This is a genomic window from Streptomyces sp. NPDC059917, assembly GCF_042730635.1.
GTDB lineage: Bacteria > Actinomycetota > Actinomycetes > Streptomycetales > Streptomycetaceae > Streptomyces.
On the sequence record NZ_JBHWLC010000021.1, the window covers coordinates 1 to 15,800 of the forward strand.

The 15,800-nt window shown below is 72.7% G+C and carries 15 protein-coding genes; 4 read left to right on the forward strand and 11 right to left on the reverse strand.

Translation table 11 applies throughout. The features are described 5' to 3' along the window. Window positions 1–79: 79 nt before the first annotated feature. The 4 genes from ACFWAR_RS14890 to ACFWAR_RS14905 all read right to left on the reverse strand — a co-directional run bounded on the left by ACFWAR_RS14890 (window position 80) and on the right by ACFWAR_RS14905 (window position 6,154). Complete coding sequence (locus ACFWAR_RS14890; protein ID WP_385776947.1) at window positions 80–1,777, reverse strand: DUF885 domain-containing protein; 1,698 nt, start codon at window positions 1,775–1,777, stop codon at window positions 80–82. Window positions 1,778–2,024: 247 nt separating this feature from the next. Continuing rightward, window positions 2,025–3,518 (reverse strand): GNAT family N-acetyltransferase, encoded by a 1,494-nt coding sequence (locus ACFWAR_RS14895; RefSeq protein WP_385776948.1) that lies wholly within the window; start codon window positions 3,516–3,518, stop codon window positions 2,025–2,027. A gap of 111 nt (window positions 3,519–3,629) precedes the next feature. Next, the gene (locus ACFWAR_RS14900) at window positions 3,630–5,192 is read right to left on the reverse strand and encodes an alkaline phosphatase D family protein (protein ID WP_385776950.1); all 1,563 of its coding nucleotides are present in this window, start codon (window positions 5,190–5,192) and stop codon (window positions 3,630–3,632) included. A gap of 104 nt (window positions 5,193–5,296) precedes the next feature. Then, complete coding sequence (locus tag ACFWAR_RS14905; protein WP_385776952.1) at window positions 5,297–6,154, reverse strand: alpha/beta fold hydrolase; 858 nt, start codon at window positions 6,152–6,154, stop codon at window positions 5,297–5,299. A 294-nt stretch (window positions 6,155–6,448) separates the two neighbouring features. Here ACFWAR_RS14905 and ACFWAR_RS14910 point away from each other — a divergent pair, with 294 nt between their 5' ends. Then, window positions 6,449–7,231, forward strand: coding sequence for a GntR family transcriptional regulator (locus tag ACFWAR_RS14910; RefSeq protein ID WP_385776954.1), 783 nt, complete (start codon window positions 6,449–6,451; stop codon window positions 7,229–7,231). A gap of 107 nt (window positions 7,232–7,338) precedes the next feature. Here ACFWAR_RS14910 and ACFWAR_RS14915 read toward each other — a convergent pair whose 3' ends face one another. The 4 genes from ACFWAR_RS14915 to ACFWAR_RS14930 all read right to left on the reverse strand — a co-directional run bounded on the left by ACFWAR_RS14915 (window position 7,339) and on the right by ACFWAR_RS14930 (window position 10,791). Beyond that, on the reverse strand, window positions 7,339–8,499 hold the full coding sequence (locus tag ACFWAR_RS14915; protein ID WP_385776956.1) for an ROK family transcriptional regulator: 1,161 nt from the start codon (window positions 8,497–8,499) through the stop codon (window positions 7,339–7,341). A gap of 111 nt (window positions 8,500–8,610) precedes the next feature. Next, entirely contained in the window at window positions 8,611–9,261 is a 651-nt protein-coding gene (locus ACFWAR_RS14920; RefSeq protein WP_385776958.1) for a response regulator, read from the reverse strand. A gap of 4 nt (window positions 9,262–9,265) precedes the next feature. Then, a complete protein-coding gene (locus tag ACFWAR_RS14925; RefSeq protein WP_385776961.1) occupies window positions 9,266–10,438 on the reverse strand; it encodes a sensor histidine kinase in 1,173 nt (390 codons plus the stop codon). A gap of 128 nt (window positions 10,439–10,566) precedes the next feature. After that, a complete protein-coding gene (locus tag ACFWAR_RS14930) occupies window positions 10,567–10,791 on the reverse strand; it encodes a hypothetical protein (protein WP_385776963.1) in 225 nt (74 codons plus the stop codon). A 98-nt stretch (window positions 10,792–10,889) separates the two neighbouring features. On the opposite strand from ACFWAR_RS14930, the gene ACFWAR_RS14935 reads away from it, so the two are divergent. The 3 genes from ACFWAR_RS14935 (at window position 10,890) to ACFWAR_RS14945 (ending at window position 13,146) form a co-directional block, all read left to right on the forward strand. Further along, window positions 10,890–11,882 carry an ATP-binding cassette domain-containing protein gene (locus ACFWAR_RS14935; protein ID WP_385776965.1) on the forward strand — a complete coding sequence of 331 codons (993 nt, stop codon included), beginning with the start codon at window positions 10,890–10,892 and terminating at the stop codon, window positions 11,880–11,882. Window positions 11,883–11,906: 24 nt separating this feature from the next. Further along, window positions 11,907–12,659 (forward strand): ABC transporter permease, encoded by a 753-nt coding sequence (locus ACFWAR_RS14940; protein ID WP_385776967.1) that lies wholly within the window; start codon window positions 11,907–11,909, stop codon window positions 12,657–12,659. Between the two features lie 115 nt (window positions 12,660–12,774). After that, window positions 12,775–13,146: a hypothetical protein gene (locus tag ACFWAR_RS14945; RefSeq protein WP_385776969.1), complete on the forward strand. Its 372-nt coding sequence runs from the start codon at window positions 12,775–12,777 to the stop codon at window positions 13,144–13,146. Window positions 13,147–13,197: 51 nt separating this feature from the next. On the opposite strand, the gene ACFWAR_RS14950 is transcribed toward ACFWAR_RS14945, so the two are convergent. From ACFWAR_RS14950 to purB, 3 genes are read right to left on the reverse strand one after another with little or no spacing between them, the layout of a single operon-like run. Then, window positions 13,198–13,791, reverse strand: a complete 594-nt coding sequence (locus ACFWAR_RS14950) for a hypothetical protein (protein ID WP_385776971.1) — start codon at window positions 13,789–13,791, stop codon at window positions 13,198–13,200. A gap of 2 nt (window positions 13,792–13,793) precedes the next feature. Continuing rightward, complete coding sequence (gene mug, locus ACFWAR_RS14955; protein ID WP_385777125.1) at window positions 13,794–14,336, reverse strand: G/U mismatch-specific DNA glycosylase; 543 nt, start codon at window positions 14,334–14,336, stop codon at window positions 13,794–13,796. Beyond that, window positions 14,333–15,766, reverse strand: a complete 1,434-nt coding sequence (gene purB / locus ACFWAR_RS14960; protein WP_385776973.1) for an adenylosuccinate lyase — start codon at window positions 15,764–15,766, stop codon at window positions 14,333–14,335. Before purB ends, mug begins: the two co-directional genes overlap by 4 nt. Window positions 15,767–15,800 lie beyond the last annotated feature (34 nt).

Genomic DNA, 15,800 nt, shown 5'->3' on the forward strand with positions numbered 1-15,800 from the left:
GCCCCCCGCCGGGGGCGAACGGCCCGTCGTCACAGACCGACCGGAGTGCGGTCGGCGCGGTCGGTACCGGTCGGCGCGATCAGAGCTTGGACAGCTCGTCCACCAGGTCGTCCAGACCCAGCGAACCCTGCGAGAGGGCCGCCATGTGCCAGGCCTTCAGGTCGAAGGACTCGCCGTGCGCGGCGCGGGCGTTGTCCCGGCCCAGCAGCCAGGCGCGCTCGCCCAGCTTGTAACCGATCGCCTGGCCCGGCATCGAGACGTAGCGGGTCAGCTCGCTCTCGATGAAGTCGGCCGGGCGGCCGCTGTGCAGCCCGAAGAACTCCTGCGCCAGGTCCACGGTCCACGTCTCGCCCGGGTGGAACGGCGAGTCCGCCGGAATCTCCAGGCCCAGGTGCATGCCGATGTCCACGATGACCCGTGCGGCGCGCATCATCTGGCAGTCCAGGTAGCCCAGGCGCTGCTCGGCGTCCGTGAGGTAGCCCAGTTCGTCCATCAGGCGCTCCGCGTACAGGGCCCAGCCCTCGGCGTTGGCGCTGACGATGCCCACGGTGGCCTGGTAGCGGGAGAGCTGGTCCGCCACGTGCGTCCACTGCGCGAGCTGGAGGTGGTGGCCCGGAACGCCCTCGTGGTACCAGGTCGAGACCAGGTCGTAGACCGGGAAGCGGGTCTGGCCCATGGTCGGCAGCCAGGTGCGGCCGGGGCGCGAGAAGTCCTCGGAGGGCGAGGTGTAGTACGGGGCCGCGGCGCCGCCCGCCGGGGCGATCCGGGACTCCACCTTGCGGACCCGCTCGGCGAGTTCGAAGTGGGTGCCGTCGAGGTTCTCGATGGCCTCGTCCATGATGCCCTGCAGCCACGCCTGGACCTCGTCGACGCCCTCGATGTGGGTGCCGTGCTCGTCGAGGTGGCGCAGCGCGTCCCAGGGACCGGCGCCGGGCAGGATCTTGGCCGCTTCGGTCTTCATCTCGGCGAGCAGCCGGTGGTACTCCGACCAGCCGTAGGCGTACGCCTCGTCCAGGTCGAGGTCCGTGCCGTTGAAGTAGCGCGACCAGCGGGCGTAGCGCTCGCGGCCCACCGGGTCCGGGGAGCCCTTGACGGCGGGGGCGTACACGTCGCGCATCCAGTCGCGCAGCGAGACGACGGCGGCGTTCGCACCCTCGACGGCCGCGTCGAGTTCGCCGCGCAGCGCCTCGGGGCCGGCCGCGGCGAAGTCGGCGAAGAAGCCGGGGCCCTCGCCGTCCTCGCCGACCCAGGTGCCGAGCTGGCCGATGAAGGTGGCGGTGGGGCGCGGGCTGCCGTACAGGCCGCGGTCGAGGCCGAGCTGGAGACACTCACGGTATCCGGCGAAGGCGGCGGGAACTCCGCGCAGCCGCTCGGCGATCGCGGCCCAGTCCTCGTCCGTGTCGGCGGGGGTCAGCGTGAAGACCTCGCGGACGCTGTGCACCGGGGAGTGGATGTTGCTGACCGCGCGCAGGTCCTCGTCCGCTTCGTGCACGGCGAGTTCGGCGGTCAGGCGCTCGCGCAGCAGCCGGGCGCAGCGGCGCTCGGCGTCGCTGTCGCCGCCGGGGAGCTGCTCGGCGGCGTCGAGCTTGGCGAGGGTGGTGCGGGCGAGCTCGGCGGAGGCCTCGCGCCCGGCGGGGGAGAAGTCCGGGAGTTTCGCGGAACTCGCGGCGACACCGAGGTAGGTGCCGGTGATCGGGTCGAGTGCGATGAGGTCGTCGACGTACGCGTCCGCGACCTGGCGGGGCAGCTGGTTGCCGCTGTGGAGGGTGTCTGACATGCGGACATCTTCATACGGGAGACCCGTCCGCGTCACTACCGTTCGCTGTCAGCAGCCTGACGCGACCTGCGGCGGTGCGCCGCGTCCACCTCCATGAAAAGGCATCCCTGGCCGGCACGGGCGATTTCGCGCCACGGGGTGCGGTGCCGTTCCGGGCACGGGCCGTGTCGTGCCGGGTACGCCGCCGGCCCCGGGGAGGCGGATGCGCCACCCGGGGCCGGTGGGGGCCGGAAAGTCCGGCGCGTGCTCAGTTCTGGTGGCGCGGGCTCTCGTACGGGCGCTGCTCGGCCTGTTGCCGGTACGTCGGCCCGGTTCCGACCGTGGCGGTGTCCAGGCGGGCCGTGATCACCAGGGTGCCCTCCTCGATCTGGTAGTCGAGGGGGAGCCCGAGACCGCGCATGGCGGCCACCATGCCGGTGTTCGAGGCCTGCGTGACGGCGTACACGCTGTCGCAGCGGGCCTCGACCGCCATCGAGACGAGCCTGCCGAGCAGTTCGGAGCCGATGCCGCGGCGCTGCCAGTCGTCCTCGATGAGCAGGGCCACCTCGGTCTCGTCCCCGTCCCACAGCAGGTGGCCGAGGGCGACCAGCTTGCCGGAGGCCGTGGTGGCGGCCAGGGTGCGGCCGAAGCGCGGGCTCAGCAGGTGGCCGAGGTAGCGGTCGGCGTCGGCGACCGGACCGTGGTAGCGCAGGCCCAGCGTCCGCTCGGAGCAGCGGTCGTGCATCGCGCGCGCGGCCGGCAGGTCGGAGCCGTCGGCGCGGCGCACGGTGATCTCGTTGCCCTCGGGCAGGGTCAGCACGTCCTGGCTGCGCGGGACGCGCGGGCCGAGCCGGGCGTCCAGCTCGACCAGGGCGCGGGCGCGGGCGAACTCGGTCGGGGTGAAGGGCAGGTGGGGGCGGTCGACGGTGATCGCTCCGCCCGAGGGGTCGCGCAGCCGCATCGTGGTGGCCTCCAGCACGCCCTCGACCGGGGCGTGGGCGGCGGCGTTGGGGCGGCCGGTGAGGGTGGTGGCCGGGATCGAGTGGATCGTGCAACGGCCCAGGAGCTGGCGCAGCGCGAGCGGCAGCTCGGCGGCGTCGAGGGCGGTCCGGGTGGCCAGCCCCAGTACCCGGGTCGGGGTGTCGACCAGGTCGTGGGCGTCCGCGCGCTCGATCCAGGTGCTGTGGCCGCCCGCCCGGGCGGCGGCGCGGGTCAGCTCGGCGGAGGCCAGCTCCTGCGGGGCGCGCAGCAGGAACTCGTCGACGGTGCCGCCCTCGGGGAGCGGGTGGGTCTGGAGCGTCAGGATGTCGACGGAGTGGTGGGCCAGCGCGGTGCACAACGCGGCGAGGCTGCCCGGTTCGTCCCGTACGGTCGTGCGCATCCGCCACAGCGCGGTGGAGCCCGCGCTCGTCGGGTCGGACGCCGCGTCCGCAGCGGCGGCGCCGGAACGCGCGGGCTCCGACGAGGTGGCCGGATCCCCGGTCGGGGCGCCGGTATCGGAGGGGGCCGTCCGGCCCGGGGGAGGCGCGTGGCTGTGGCGGCGGGCCCACCAGGTGTGGAACCCGGCGGTGACCAGGAGCGCGACCGCCGAGGCCACCAGCATCACGGGCCCGCTCGGACCGTGCACCACGAGATTGGCCAGGGCGTCGGCGACCGCCACGGCGCAGAACAGGGCGGCCAGCTCCACGAGGTCGTGGCGCCAGTGATGGGTGCGGCGGGGTCGGTGGGACGGGTGGGCGGTGGCGGGGCTGCGGTCAGTCATGCACACCACTGTGACGCGGGGGTGTTGCGTGATCACGAACGGTTTGTGACCGACTGGTTAAGTGTCGATCCGATAGATTTCGCCCGGTTTTCCGGCTCGTCGCGCTCATGGCTACTGGCCCACCTGCCCCGGCCGGAGCGTCTTGGTGAAGAGGACGTCGCCGCCCTGGCGGCGCAGTCGAACGGTCAGCTCCCCGCTCGCCCCGTCGATCTCCACCTCTCCGTAGTACGGCGGGTTCTCGGCCGGGGACATGTTGGCCACCGGCGCCGACCGCACGAAGGCCGTCTCGGGGCCGAAGGTCGCGTCGAGCCGTCCGTGCGGGAAGCCGCCCGCGCCGACGGGCCCGGACACGAACTCCCAGAAGGGAGCGAAGTCGCGGAAGGCCGCCCGCTCGGGGGCGTAGTGGTTGGCCGCGGTGTAGTGGACGTCGGCGGTGAGCCACAGGGTGCCGGTGATGCGCTGGTGCTTGATGTGGCGCAGCAGTTCGGCGATCTGGAGTTCCCGGCCGAGCGGAGTGCCCGGATCGCCCTGGGCGACCGCCTCGAAGTCGGTCGCACCGTCGGCGACGACGATGCCGAGCGGCATGTCGGCCGCGATCACCTTCCAGGTGGCGCGGGACCGGGACAGCTCCCGCTTCAGCCAGGCCAACTGCTCGGCGCCCAGGATGCCGACGGGGTCGGCGCCCTGGCGGTCCGGGGAGTTGGCGTTGCGGTGGGTGCGCATGTCGAGGACGAAGACGTCGAGCAGCGGGCCCCGGCGCACGACCCGGTGCACCCGGCCCTGGGCGCGGGTGGCGGGGTCGATCGCGAGGCCGGGGAAGTACTCGCCGAAGGCCCGGCGGGCCCGCTCGGCCAGCACGTCGACCTGCTTGACCGTGTAGCGCGGGTCCTCCAGCAGCTGACCGGGGTACCAGTTGTTGCGCACCTCGTGGTCGTCCCACTGGGCGATCACCGGCACCCGGGCGTTGAAGGCGGTGAGGTTGCGATCGAGCAGGTTGTAGCGGAAGTTCCCGCGGAACTCCGCCAGGGTCTCGGCGACCTTCGACTTCTCCTCGGTGGTCACGTTGCGCCAGATCCGACCGTCGGGCAGCGTCACGCTCGGCAGGAGCGGACCGTCCGCGTAGACGGTGTCCCCGCTGAAGAGGAAGAAGTCGGGGTCGCGCAGGCGCATCTCGTCGAAGACGCGGTAGCCGCCGAGGTCCGGATTGATGCCCCAGCCCTGGCCCGCGAGGTCACCGGACCACAGGAAGCGGACACCGGAGCGGCGCGAGAGGGGCGTCGTGCGCAGGCTTCCGTGGACGGGCTCGCCGCTGCGCCGCGGGTCGTCCGGATCGGCCACCACCACGCGGTAGTGGACTTCCGCGCCCGGCGGGAGGCCGCGCAGGGGGGTGGTGCCGGTGAAGTCCGTGGCCGGTCCGAGGAGCGGACCCGGGTGCCGGCGCACCCCGCGACGGAACGATGCGGTGGGCGAGGTCTCGACGTACATGCGCGCGGGGCGGTCGGAACGGGTCCAGACGAGCGCGGACCCCTCCGTGACCTCACCGGACTGGACGCCCCACGACGCGCTCGGGCGACCGGACCGGGCGAAGGCCGGAGCCGACAGGCCGAGCGGGAGGGCGAGCGCGGCGGAGGCCGCGAGCGAGCCGGTGAGCAGGGTCCGGCGGGTGTGCGGCATCGGTGCGTCTCCAGGGTCCGGTCGGGCTCGCACGGGCCGGACCAGTGTGCCGCCGGCACACCGGTCCGCCCGCGTCGCGCACGCGAACCGTGGATGAACAGCCGTCAGCCGGCGGCCGGGGCCGGGAGCGCGGCGCGGGCCGTGTCGAGGATGACCCGGGCGACGAGCGCGGGGTCGTCGTTCATCGGGACGTGACCGCAGCCCGGCAGCCGGACCAGCCGCGCGCCGGGGATCGTGTGCTTGGCGCGCACGCCCTGGCGGCGCAGCAGCAGCCGGTCCCGTTCGCCCCAGGCGATGGTGACCGGCACCCCGGGCACGTCGTCGGTGAACCGTACGGACCCCCCGGCGGCCAGCGTGGAGTCGAAGCCGGTGGCTCCGCGCAGGGCGAGGGTCTCCGCGACCACGGCTTCGGGGGAGCGCCGGCCGGGGCGGGCGTAGATCGTGCCGGTGAGGGCGGCGCGGCCCACGGCACTGCGGGAGAGCCGCTCCACGGCGGGCAGCGGGAGGGCGTGGGCCCCGGCCCGCATCGCGCGCAGCGCCCCGAAGGCGTAGCGGCGCTCGGTCTCGCTCCAGAATCCGGCGGGGGAGAGGGCGGTCACGGAGCGGACGAGCCCGGCGCGCCCCATGGCCAGGGCGAGCAGACCGCCGAGGGAGTTGCCCGCTACGTGGGGGCGCTCGACGCCGAGGGCCGAGCAGAGGGCGCCGAGGGCGGGGGCGACGGTGTCGAGGTCGTAGGGGACCCCCTCCGGCAGCGGGGCGGAGGCGCCGAAGCCGGGCAGGTCGACCGCGATGACGTCGTGGTCGACGGCCAGGACGTCGGTGACCGGGCGCCACGCCTGGAAGTGGTGGCCGATGCCGTGGAGCAGCAGGATCGGTTCGCCCGCTCCCTTGCGCTCGTAGGCGACGGTCGTCGTGCGGGGGCCGGTCGGGGAGTCGATGGTGAAGGAGGCGGTGCTGGTCATGCTGCTCCTCGGGTGCGGTGGTGGACCGGTGCGGCGGTGAGCGCTGTGAGACTCGCTGTCAGTAATGATTACCGCCCGGTAGCACCCGACTACAAGCCTCCGGGGGCGCCGAGAACATCCTGTGAACGGCTTGATACGAATACCCGTTATGCCCGGCATCGGGATGAGGATTGGTCTTGACCAAGTCCGGGAGCCGTCCTATCGTCGCAGGGATAGTGCAAGGACCTTTAATAAACAAAGACGCGAAACTGCCGCTGGAACACGGCGATTGCAGCGATGGCAGGAGGAGTCAGGGTGGGGACCACGCAGCTCGAATCGGTGCCGGAACCGAAGTACTGGCACCTCAAGACCGTGCTCAGCGAGGCGCTCGACCAGGACTTCGCCGTGGGCGAGGTGCTGCCCAACGAGCGTGACCTGGCCGCCCGCTTCGGCGTCGCCCGCGCGACCCTGCGCCAGGCCCTGGAACAGCTGGAACTCGAAGGCAGGCTGCAGCGCCGACGCGGTGTCGGCACCACCGTGGCCCCGCCGCGGGTGGGCGTCGCCGTCGGCACCACCCAGCACGCCTGGCCCGGCGAGGCCGTCGACGGGTGGCAGCTCGTGGACGCGGCCGAGACCCTGCCCAGCGCCGCCGTCGCCAAGCTCCTCGGCACCGCCTCCGCCGTCCCCTTCGGCACCGACCAGACCGTGCACACCGTGCGCCGGACCCGGGTCACCCAGGGCCAGGCCGTCGCGGCCGAGCTGCTGTACGTCCCCGGCTCCTCGGTGCCGGGTCTCTCCGGCATAGACGCTCCCGCCGGGCCCGCCCGCGCCCGCGCCGTGCTGCGTGAGCTGCAGCGCCTGGCGCTGGAGGGTCAGGACCGGTCCGTGGAACTCGGCTCGGCCCGCGCCGACGACGCCAAGGAGCTCGACCGGCTGCCGGGGGCCCCGGTGCTGCTGGTCACCACCCGCTACTTCACGGCCGAGGGCACCGCGGCCGTCTCCGTCGCGACCTACCGCGCGGACACCTGCCGACTGACCTTCGGGGACTCGGGCGACGTCCAGATAAGCCACCACGCGGAGACGCTCGTCGCCTCCTGACCCGCGGGCTCCCGCCCGCAGGTGCGACCCGCTCTGCGCTCCCCGCTCTCCGCACCGCCCGAGGCGGCCCCTTCCGGGGGCCGCCTCGCGGTGTACCCGGCGCGGTATCAGGCGCGGTCGCGGGCCGGGGCCGGCTTCTCCACCGCGAAGAGCTCTTCCTCCGCCTGGTCCAGCGCCAGCCGCAGGGCTCCGGTCGCCACCGCCGCCTCCCCGAGCAGGGACAGGGCCACGCGCGGCGGGCGCAGGCAGTACCGCTCCAGCTCCCGACGCAGCGGATCCAGGACCCCGTCGAGCCCGGCGGCCCAGCCGCCGACCACGACCAGCTCCGGATCCATCGCCAGGACCAGGGCGGCGACGTCGTGCACCAGGCGCTGGATGAACCGCTCCACCGCGGCCATCGCCCCCTCGTCGCCCCTCTTGGCCAGCGCGAACACGGCGGCGACGGCCTGCTCGTCCAGCGGGTGCAAAGGCTCCCCGTTGGTCGACAGCAACCGTTCCGGCGTCACGTCGCGGCCCAGCAGGTGCAGCGCACCGATCTCGCCCGCCGCGCCGCCGAAGCCGCGGTGCAGCCGCCCGTTGATCAGCGAACCGGCACCCGGGCTGAGGCCCGCCATGACGAACACCAGGTCGTCCGTGTCCCGCCCCGTGCCCTTCCAGTGTTCGGCGACCGCCGCCGCGTTGGCGTCGTTCTCCACCTGGACCGGGCAGCGGAAGGACCGCTGCAACCGCTCGCCGAGCGGGAGCCCGGTCCAGCCCGGAAGGGCGGTGCACAGGCGGACCGTGCCGTCCGCCTCCACGATGCCCGGGCTGCCGACACCGACCGCGCGCAAGGAGTCCCTCGGCACTCCGGCGCGCCGGAGCAGGTCGGCGACCGTGGCCCGGACCCGGTCGAGCCGCTCGTCGGCCGAAGCCGACTCGTCGACCTCCTTGGTACCGGCCCCGATCACCCGTCCGTCCAGCCCGGAGAGCAGCGCCGCGACCCGGTGCGAGCCGATCTCGATCCCGAGCAGATGGCCCGCCTCCGCACGGAACCGGAACCGTCTGGCCGGCCGTCCCTGTCTGCGAGCGCCCTCTTCCGCCTCGGCCTCCATGACGAGCCCGGTGCCGATGAGTCCCTCGACGACCCCCTCGACCGTAGGTCGCGAGAGCCCGGTCAGTCGGGTGAGATCGGTGAGCGTCGGTGATTCGGCCGCGCGAAGCGCCCGCAGGACCACGGCGGAATTGATCCGCCGAAGCAGCGAGGGGTCCCCGCCGGTCAGCTGCCCCAACGTGTGTCCTCCCAGCTAGCGAGCTTGTTCAGCCGGATCGTACTGCGCACACTGGGTGACGGCGAGAAGCGGCCCCCCATCGGCCGGAACCGATCCCTCCTCTCTTCCCTCTCAGGCCGGGGCGACGAACCCCGATTCGTACGCCATGATCACTGCCTGGGTCCGGTCCCGCGCCCCCAGCTTCGCCAGCACCGCACTCACATGGGACTTCACGGTCTCCGCGCCGACGAACAGCTCTCCGGCGATCTCCGCGTTCGTCAGCCCCCGGGCCATCAGCCGCAACACGGACTCCTCCCGCTCGGTCAGCGCCGCCCGCTCTAGCGTGCTCCGAGCGGCCCGGTTCCCGTACTCGGCGGCCAGTGCGCGCACCGCCGCCGGGAAGAGCAGGGTCTCGCCCTCCGCCACCAGCCGCACCGCGTGGACGATCTCCGAGGGCCGGGCCCGCTTCAAGAGGAACCCGTCGGCCCCGGCGCGCAGGGCCCGGTAGACGTACTCGTCGTTCTCGAAGGTCGTGACCACGAGGATCTTCGGCGGGTCGTCGACGCTCTTGAGCACGGCCCGGGTGGCCTCGATCCCGTCGAGCAAGGGCATCCTGACGTCCATCGCTACCACATCCGGCCGCAGTCGGCGGACCAGCGGGATCACGGCGGCCCCGTCGGCGGCCTCGCCGACGACCTCGATGTCGGGCTGGGCCTCCAGGACGGCGCGCAGTCCCGCACGCACCAGGGGTTCATCGTCGACGAGGAGCACGGTGACGGGCATCCCGTCAGCGTATTCGCTCCAGCGGGAGCCGGGCGCGCACCCTCCAAGTGCCCTCGTGCGGACCGGTTTCGGCCGCACCGCCCAGCAGCGCGGCCCGCTCCCGCATCCCGCGCAGCCCGCTGCCGCTGCCCGACATCAGGGTCGGCCCCTTCGGGAGCGGGTTGGTCACCTCCAGGTCGAGCTGCCCGACAGCCACCTCGACCCGCACCCGGACCGGTACCGGCCCGCAGTGCCGCAGCACATTGGTCAGTGCTTCCTGCAGGATCCGGTACCCCTCACGAGTGACGGGCCCGGGCAGCTGGTCCAGGGGCCCGGTGACTTCGCTCTCCACCCTCGCCCCCGAGGCCCGGGCCGACTCCAGCAACCGGTCCGCCTCCGAGAGGGTCGGCCGCTGCGAGGGCGGCTGCGCGGACTCCCGCAGCACCAGCAGCACGCGCTCCAGGTCCTCCAGCGCGGCCCGTCCGGTCTCCTCGATCGCGCACAGGGCCCGCTCCGTGAACTCCGGGCTGCCCGCCGTGCGAGCCGCTCCGGCCTGCATCACCGCGACGGTCAGCGCATGACCGATCGAGTCGTGCAGCTCGCGGGCGATCCGGTTGCGCTCCAGCAACCGCTCCGTCCGCTCCTCGAGCGCGGAGAGCCGCTCGGCGGCCGAAGGTCCGAGCAGGCGGCCGGCGACCGATGTGATCATCTCGCCGAGCAGGACGACCGTCGCGGCGAGCAGGACCAGCGGCACCGGGGTGAGGAGGGCCGACGCCCAACGCGGTACCTCCAGCGGCACCCACGGATCCGCCGAAGGGTGACCGAAGGCGGCGCATCCCAGCTCGACCGAGGCCGACAGCAGGAACACGGTCGAGAACAGCGCCGCCGACGAGACCACCAGCCGTATCTCGAGCCACAGCACCGTCCGCCAGCGATCGCCCCAATGAGCCGAAGGGGCCGCGCTGATCATGCTGCCGAGGCCCCCTTCGTCGTGCGGAGCGAGCAAGAAGCGTGCCTGGAGGCCCTCGGCCAGGCGGACCCAGGGCACCAGGCCGACCGGCGCCACCAGGAGCAGCGGCATCAGCGGCGCGGCGGGGTAGACGAACATCCACACGGCCACGACGAGGGTGGGCACGCACAGATGTAACCAGCGGGTGTAGGTCACCGCCTTCAACGGTGCACGGATCATTCGGTACATGCCGTCATCGTGGCAGCCGCCCGATCACGCCCGGCACCCCCGCACGGGGGAGACGGGCACCCCGCACGGGGGAGGCAGGCACCCTTGCGCGGGGAGACGAGGCGGAGACGGACCACCCCGAGCGGGGGTCAGACGCGGGTGCGTGCGAACAGCTCGAGGTGGCCGCACTGCGGACACCGGAGCGCATCGATCTGCCACCGCTGCCGGCCCAGCCGCTTTGCTCCGCCGAAGATCCCGAGCTCCAACGCCCCGGCTATCCAGCGGGCGTATCCCCGTGAGCCCTCTCCGGAGTCCTCGACGAAGCCCTGCTCGAGCCCTACGACACCGCACTGGGTGCACTTGATGGTGTTCACGCGGTGAGTGTAGGCAGCGGGCCATCTCCCCCGCACGGGGGAGGGGTTCCCCCCTGGCGGGGGAGGATCGGCCAGGGCCCGACGCCGAATCTTGAGGCATGAAGAACATCGAGATCCGCGAACTCACCAAGGAGTACGGCGCTGCTCGGGCCGTGGACCACCTCAGCTTCGAGGTGCGGCCCGGACGGGTCACCGGCTTCCTCGGACCCAACGGCGCAGGCAAGTCGACCACGATGCGGCTCCTGCTGGGCCTGGACCGGGCCACCTCCGGCACCGCCACCATCGGCGGCCGGCTCTTCACCGACTTCCACGACCCGTTGCACCACGTCGGGGCCCTTCTGGACCCCCAGCCGGCCCACGGCGGGCGGACGGCCCGTGACCATCTGCTCGCCCTCGCGGTCAGCAACCGCATCCCGGCCCGTCGGGTCGACGACGTCCTCGACGCGGTCGGGGTCGCCGCCGTGGCCGGGCGGCGGATCGGAACCTTCTCCTTGGGGGTGCGCCAGCGTTTGGGCATAGCCGCGGCGCTGTTGGGCGACCCCGGGGTGGTGCTCCTGGACGAGCCGACGAACGGGCTCGACCCCGAAGGCATCATCTGGATCCGGGAACTGCTCCGGAGGCTCGCGCTGGAGGGGCGGACGGTCCTTGTCTCCAGCCATCTGATGTCGGAGAGCGCGACGTTCGTGGACCACTTGGTCGTCCTGGGCCGGGGCAGGCTGCTCGCCGACATGTCGATGAAGGCGTTCATCGATGCGCGGAGCGCCCCGAGAGTGCGGCTGCGCACCTCGGAGCCCCTACGTATGCGAGAGGTCCTCGCCGCCGACGGGCTCTCGACGGAGGAGGCCGAGGAAGGGCGGTGGCGGGTCGACGGCGCGCAGGCCGAGCGGATCGGTGCGCTCGCGGCCCGCGAAGGCATACCCGTCCTGGAGCTGGCCGACGAGCGTGCCTCGTTGGAGCAGGCCTACCTCGACCTCACGGCGGACGAGACGCCCTTCGCCGCCCGGTCCGGCGCACACCGACCTTGCGCGGCGCCTCCGGCACCAACGCCCGTGCGCCCTGCACGACCCCTGAAGCGACCTGGAACGACCTGAAGCCACCCGACTGGAGAACTGGCCATGACCGCTCGTGCTTTGCCCACCGCCCCCGTCCTGCACTCGGAATGGATCAAGATACGGTCGCTGCGCGGCACGCTCTGGGCACTCGTCGCGATACTCGCCGCGACCTGCGGCAGCCAAGTGCTGATGGCTGCGATGATCGGCCCGTCCGAGGCGGCGAGACCCGGGAGCGACCCGCTCCGGTTGGCCTTCCACGGTGTCGTCTTCGGGCAGATAGCGGCCATCGCCTTCGGTGCGAAGGCGGTCGCCTGCGAGTTCCACAACGGGGCGCTGCGGACGAGTCTGGGCGCGGTGCCGAACCGGACCCGGTTCTACGTCTCCAAGATCGTGGTCATCGGCGCACTCGCGCTGGTGGCGGGACAGCTCACCGCGATCGTCACCTTCGTGTCGGGTCAGGCCCTCATGGGAGAGCGGGCCTTGGAGTCGGGATCGCCGGGTGTGCTGCGGGCGGTCGTCGGGAGCGGGCTCTACCTCGCCCTGATGGTGCTCTTCGCAGCCGGCTTGACCGCGGTACTGCGCAGTGGGACCGCCGTGTTGAGCCTGCTCATACCCTTCGTCCTGCTGGTCTCGTTCGTCATCGGCGACCACGCCGGTGGCCTGGGGCAGTACCTGCCGGACCGTGCGGGGCAGCTCGTGTTGAGCGCCCACCCGCAAGGAGACCTCGGCCCGTGGGCCGGGTTGGGGGTGGAGGCCTTGTGGGCGGTGGCCGCCTTGGTGGCCGGTGGCATCGCCCTACGCCGACGGGACGCGTGACGCCGGGCCACTTGTCAGTGGTCGTGGGGATACTGACGACATGACGACGGCAGCGCACCTCGAGGCAATCGACCGGCTCCGGACGCGTGGGTTCCCCGCGGCGCGGACCAGATCGGTGACCGAGCGGAGCGGCCCGGGATACCACCTCGTGGAGCTCGGGGAGAGCCGCTGGTACGGAGACGAGGACGCGGCCGACCGGATAGCCGGGGTCGAGCAGATATCGGCCGAGTACGGAGCGCTCACCCTGCGGCTGACGGAGCGCTGGGGGGAGGAGCAGGTGTTCCACCTGGGAAGCCTGCTGGAGAGGGCGGTCTCGGGAGAGGGAGAGGGGGAGGTTCCGGAGCCCTGGGGGGAGATGAGCGGTACGACCGACCACGTGCACGTGTGGCGGGTCGAGGAGCACTGGGTGGTCGTGTACGTCGCCGAGTGGGGAGCGGATCACTCACCACAGTTGATGGCCGCCGTCACGGTGATCGACCCGCCCTAGGGCCGCGCCGTGCCGGATGCCGTGGCACGGTGAACCGTTCCGGTCACGGCACTAGCGATCCGGATCCCAGGGGGACGGTTGGCGCGAGGGGCCGGCGAGCCAGGCGGTGAGGGCGGCGTAGTCCGCGTCGGTCAGGCCGCGGCGGGGGTCGACCCGGTGGAGCAGGGCGGGGCCCGGGTGGTGCGCGGACACCCAGATCCGGTCCGCGTCCGTGATCTCGTCGTCGACCCAGATGAACGGCCCACCCGCTGCCCGGGACAGCAGCCCGCGGGTCTTCCAGTGGAGGCCGAAACGCTCGTCCCGCTCGTCCTGTTCGGTCGGTGCGTAGGCCTCGGTCGGTGCGTCCGGGGCGGACGGCTCCGGCCAGTGCATCACTTCCAGGGGCGGTAGGCCGAGCAGTGGTGCGAGGTGGGTGTTGGCGTCGGCCATCCAGGTCGTGGCCCAGACCAGGGTGCACGGGAGCGCCGACAAGCGGGGGCCGTGGCGCGGGTCGAACCGGTGCAGGAGCGGGTGGGCGGTGGCCTCTCCTCCCGAGGCTCCGGGCCACGTCGGGTGGGTCGGGTACGCGTGCGACGGTCCGCCGAACGGGATGAGCGGGCCGTCCACGTCGAGGAAGAGCAGCGCAGGGGCCGGGGCGTCGGGCACGGTCAGTGGTCCGCCTCGGCGGCCAGGCGGAGGCGGGCGTACTCCTCGGCCATGGTGTCGGCGGTCCAGTGGGCGTTGAGACCGCTCGGGTTGGGCAGGGCCCAGATCCGGGTGGCGCCGATGGTGCGCTCCTGGGGGCCGATCCGGGCCTTTCGCTCCCCGAAGGCCGTGCGGTAGGCGGTGACGCCGACCACGGCCAGCCACTGGGGGCGCAGGAGTTCGACCTTGGCCGTCAGCAGGCGGCCGCCCTCGCGGAACTCCTCGGCGTCGAGTTCGTCGGCGCGGGCGGTGGCCCGGGCCACGACGTTGGTGATGCCCAACCGGTAGGTCAGCAACTCCTCCTGCTCCGCGGGTGCCAGGCGGCGCGGGGTGAAGCCCGACAGGTGCAGGACGGGCCAGAAGCGGTTTCCGGGACGGGCGAAGTGGTGGCCCGTCGCGGCCGACAGCAGGCCCGGGTTGATCCCGCAGAACAGCACGCGCAAACCGCCCGCGACCACATCCGGGAGGATGCGGTCGCGGGCGGCGGCCAGCTCTTCGGGCGTCAGAGGATCGACCCCGGGGTGTAGCCCGCGGCCTCCGGGTGCTGCTTGGTGATCTCCTCGATGCGGGAGACCACCACGGCGACCTGGTCGCCCGCCGCGCCGGTGAAGGACAGCTTGTCGGCCATCAGGGCATCGAGCTGCGCGCGGTCCAGCGGCATCCGCTCGTCCGCGGCCAGCTTGTCGAGCAGCTCGTTGCGCTCGGCGCCCTGCTCGCGCATCGCGAGGGCGGAGGCCACCGCGTGCTCCTTGATGACCTCGTGGGCGGCCTCGCGGCCGACGCCGGCGCGGACCGCGCCCATCAGGACCTTGGTGGTGGCCAGGAAGGGGAGGTAGCGGTCCAGCTCGCGCGCGACGACCGCGGGGAAGGCGCCGAACTCGTCCAGGACGGTCAGGAAGGTCTCCAGCAGACCGTCGAAGGCGAAGAAGGCGTCCGGCAGCGCGATCCGGCGGACCACGGAGCAGGAGACGTCGCCCTCGTTCCAGGTGTCGCCCGCGAGCTCGCCGGTCATCGAGGCGTAGCCGCGCAGGATGACCATCAGGCCGTTCACGCGCTCGCAGGAGCGGGTGTTCATCTTGTGCGGCATCGCGGAGGAGCCGACCTGGCCGGGCTTGAAGCCCTCGGTGACCAGCTCGTGCCCGGCCATCAGGCGGATGGTCTTGGCGATCGAGGACGGGGCGGCGGCGAGCTGCACCAGCGCGGTGACCACGTCGTAGTCGAGCGAGCGGGGGTAGACCTGGCCGACCGAGGTGAAGGCGTGCGCGAAGCCGAGGTGGCCCGCGATGCGCTGCTCCAGGTCGGCGAGCTTGGCGGTGTCGCCGCCGAGGAGGTCGAGCATGTCCTGCGAGGTGCCGACCGGGCCCTTGATCCCGCGCAGCGGGTAGCGCTCCAGCAGGTCCTCCAGGCGGCCGTAGGCGACGAGCAGCTCGTCGGCGGCGGTCGCGAAGCGCTTGCCCAGGGTCGTGGCCTGCGCCGCGACGTTGTGGGAGCGCCCGGCCATGACCAGCTCGGCGTGCTCGGCGGACAGCTTGCCCAGGCGGGCCAGTACCGCGACCGTGCGGTCACGGGCCAGTTCCAGGGAGAGCCGGATCTGGAGCTGCTCGACGTTCTCGGTGAGGTCGCGGGAGGTCATGCCCTTGTGTACGTGCTCGTGACCGGCGAGGGCGTTGAACTCCTCGATCCGGGCCTTCACGTCGTGCCGGGTGACCTTCTCGCGCTCGGCGATGGAGGCCAGGTCGACCTGCTCCAGGACGCGCTCGTAGTCGGCGAGGGCCGCGTCGGGCACCTCGATACCGAGGTCCTTCTGGGCGCGCAGCACGGCGAGCCACAGCCGCCGCTCCAGCGTCACCTTGTACTCGGGGGACCACAGGACGGCGAGCTCCGCGGAGGCGTAGCGGCCGGCCAGGACATTGGGGATGCGGGGCTTGGCAGTCACGTGTAGGGATTCTACTTGCGCTTCGGCTGTGCGT

Excerpts from the sequence above, each read along its gene's own strand:
- ACFWAR_RS14895 (WP_385776948.1), bottom strand. The coding sequence starts at position 3,518 with ATGACTGACCGCAGCCCCGCCACCGCCCACCCGTCCCACCGACCCCGC.
- ACFWAR_RS14940 (WP_385776967.1), top strand. The coding sequence starts at position 11,907 with ATGACCGCTCGTGCTTTGCCCACCGCCCCCGTCCTGCACTCGGAATGG.
- ACFWAR_RS14905 (WP_385776952.1), bottom strand. The coding sequence starts at position 6,154 with ATGACCAGCACCGCCTCCTTCACCATCGACTCCCCGACCGGCCCCCGC.
- ACFWAR_RS14920 (WP_385776958.1), bottom strand. The coding sequence starts at position 9,261 with ATGCCCGTCACCGTGCTCCTCGTCGACGATGAACCCCTGGTGCGTGCG.
- ACFWAR_RS14900 (WP_385776950.1), bottom strand. The coding sequence starts at position 5,192 with ATGCCGCACACCCGCCGGACCCTGCTCACCGGCTCGCTCGCGGCCTCC.
- ACFWAR_RS14890 (WP_385776947.1), bottom strand. The coding sequence starts at position 1,777 with ATGTCAGACACCCTCCACAGCGGCAACCAGCTGCCCCGCCAGGTCGCG.
- ACFWAR_RS14935 (WP_385776965.1), top strand. The coding sequence starts at position 10,890 with ATGAAGAACATCGAGATCCGCGAACTCACCAAGGAGTACGGCGCTGCT.
- ACFWAR_RS14925 (WP_385776961.1), bottom strand. The coding sequence starts at position 10,438 with ATGTACCGAATGATCCGTGCACCGTTGAAGGCGGTGACCTACACCCGC.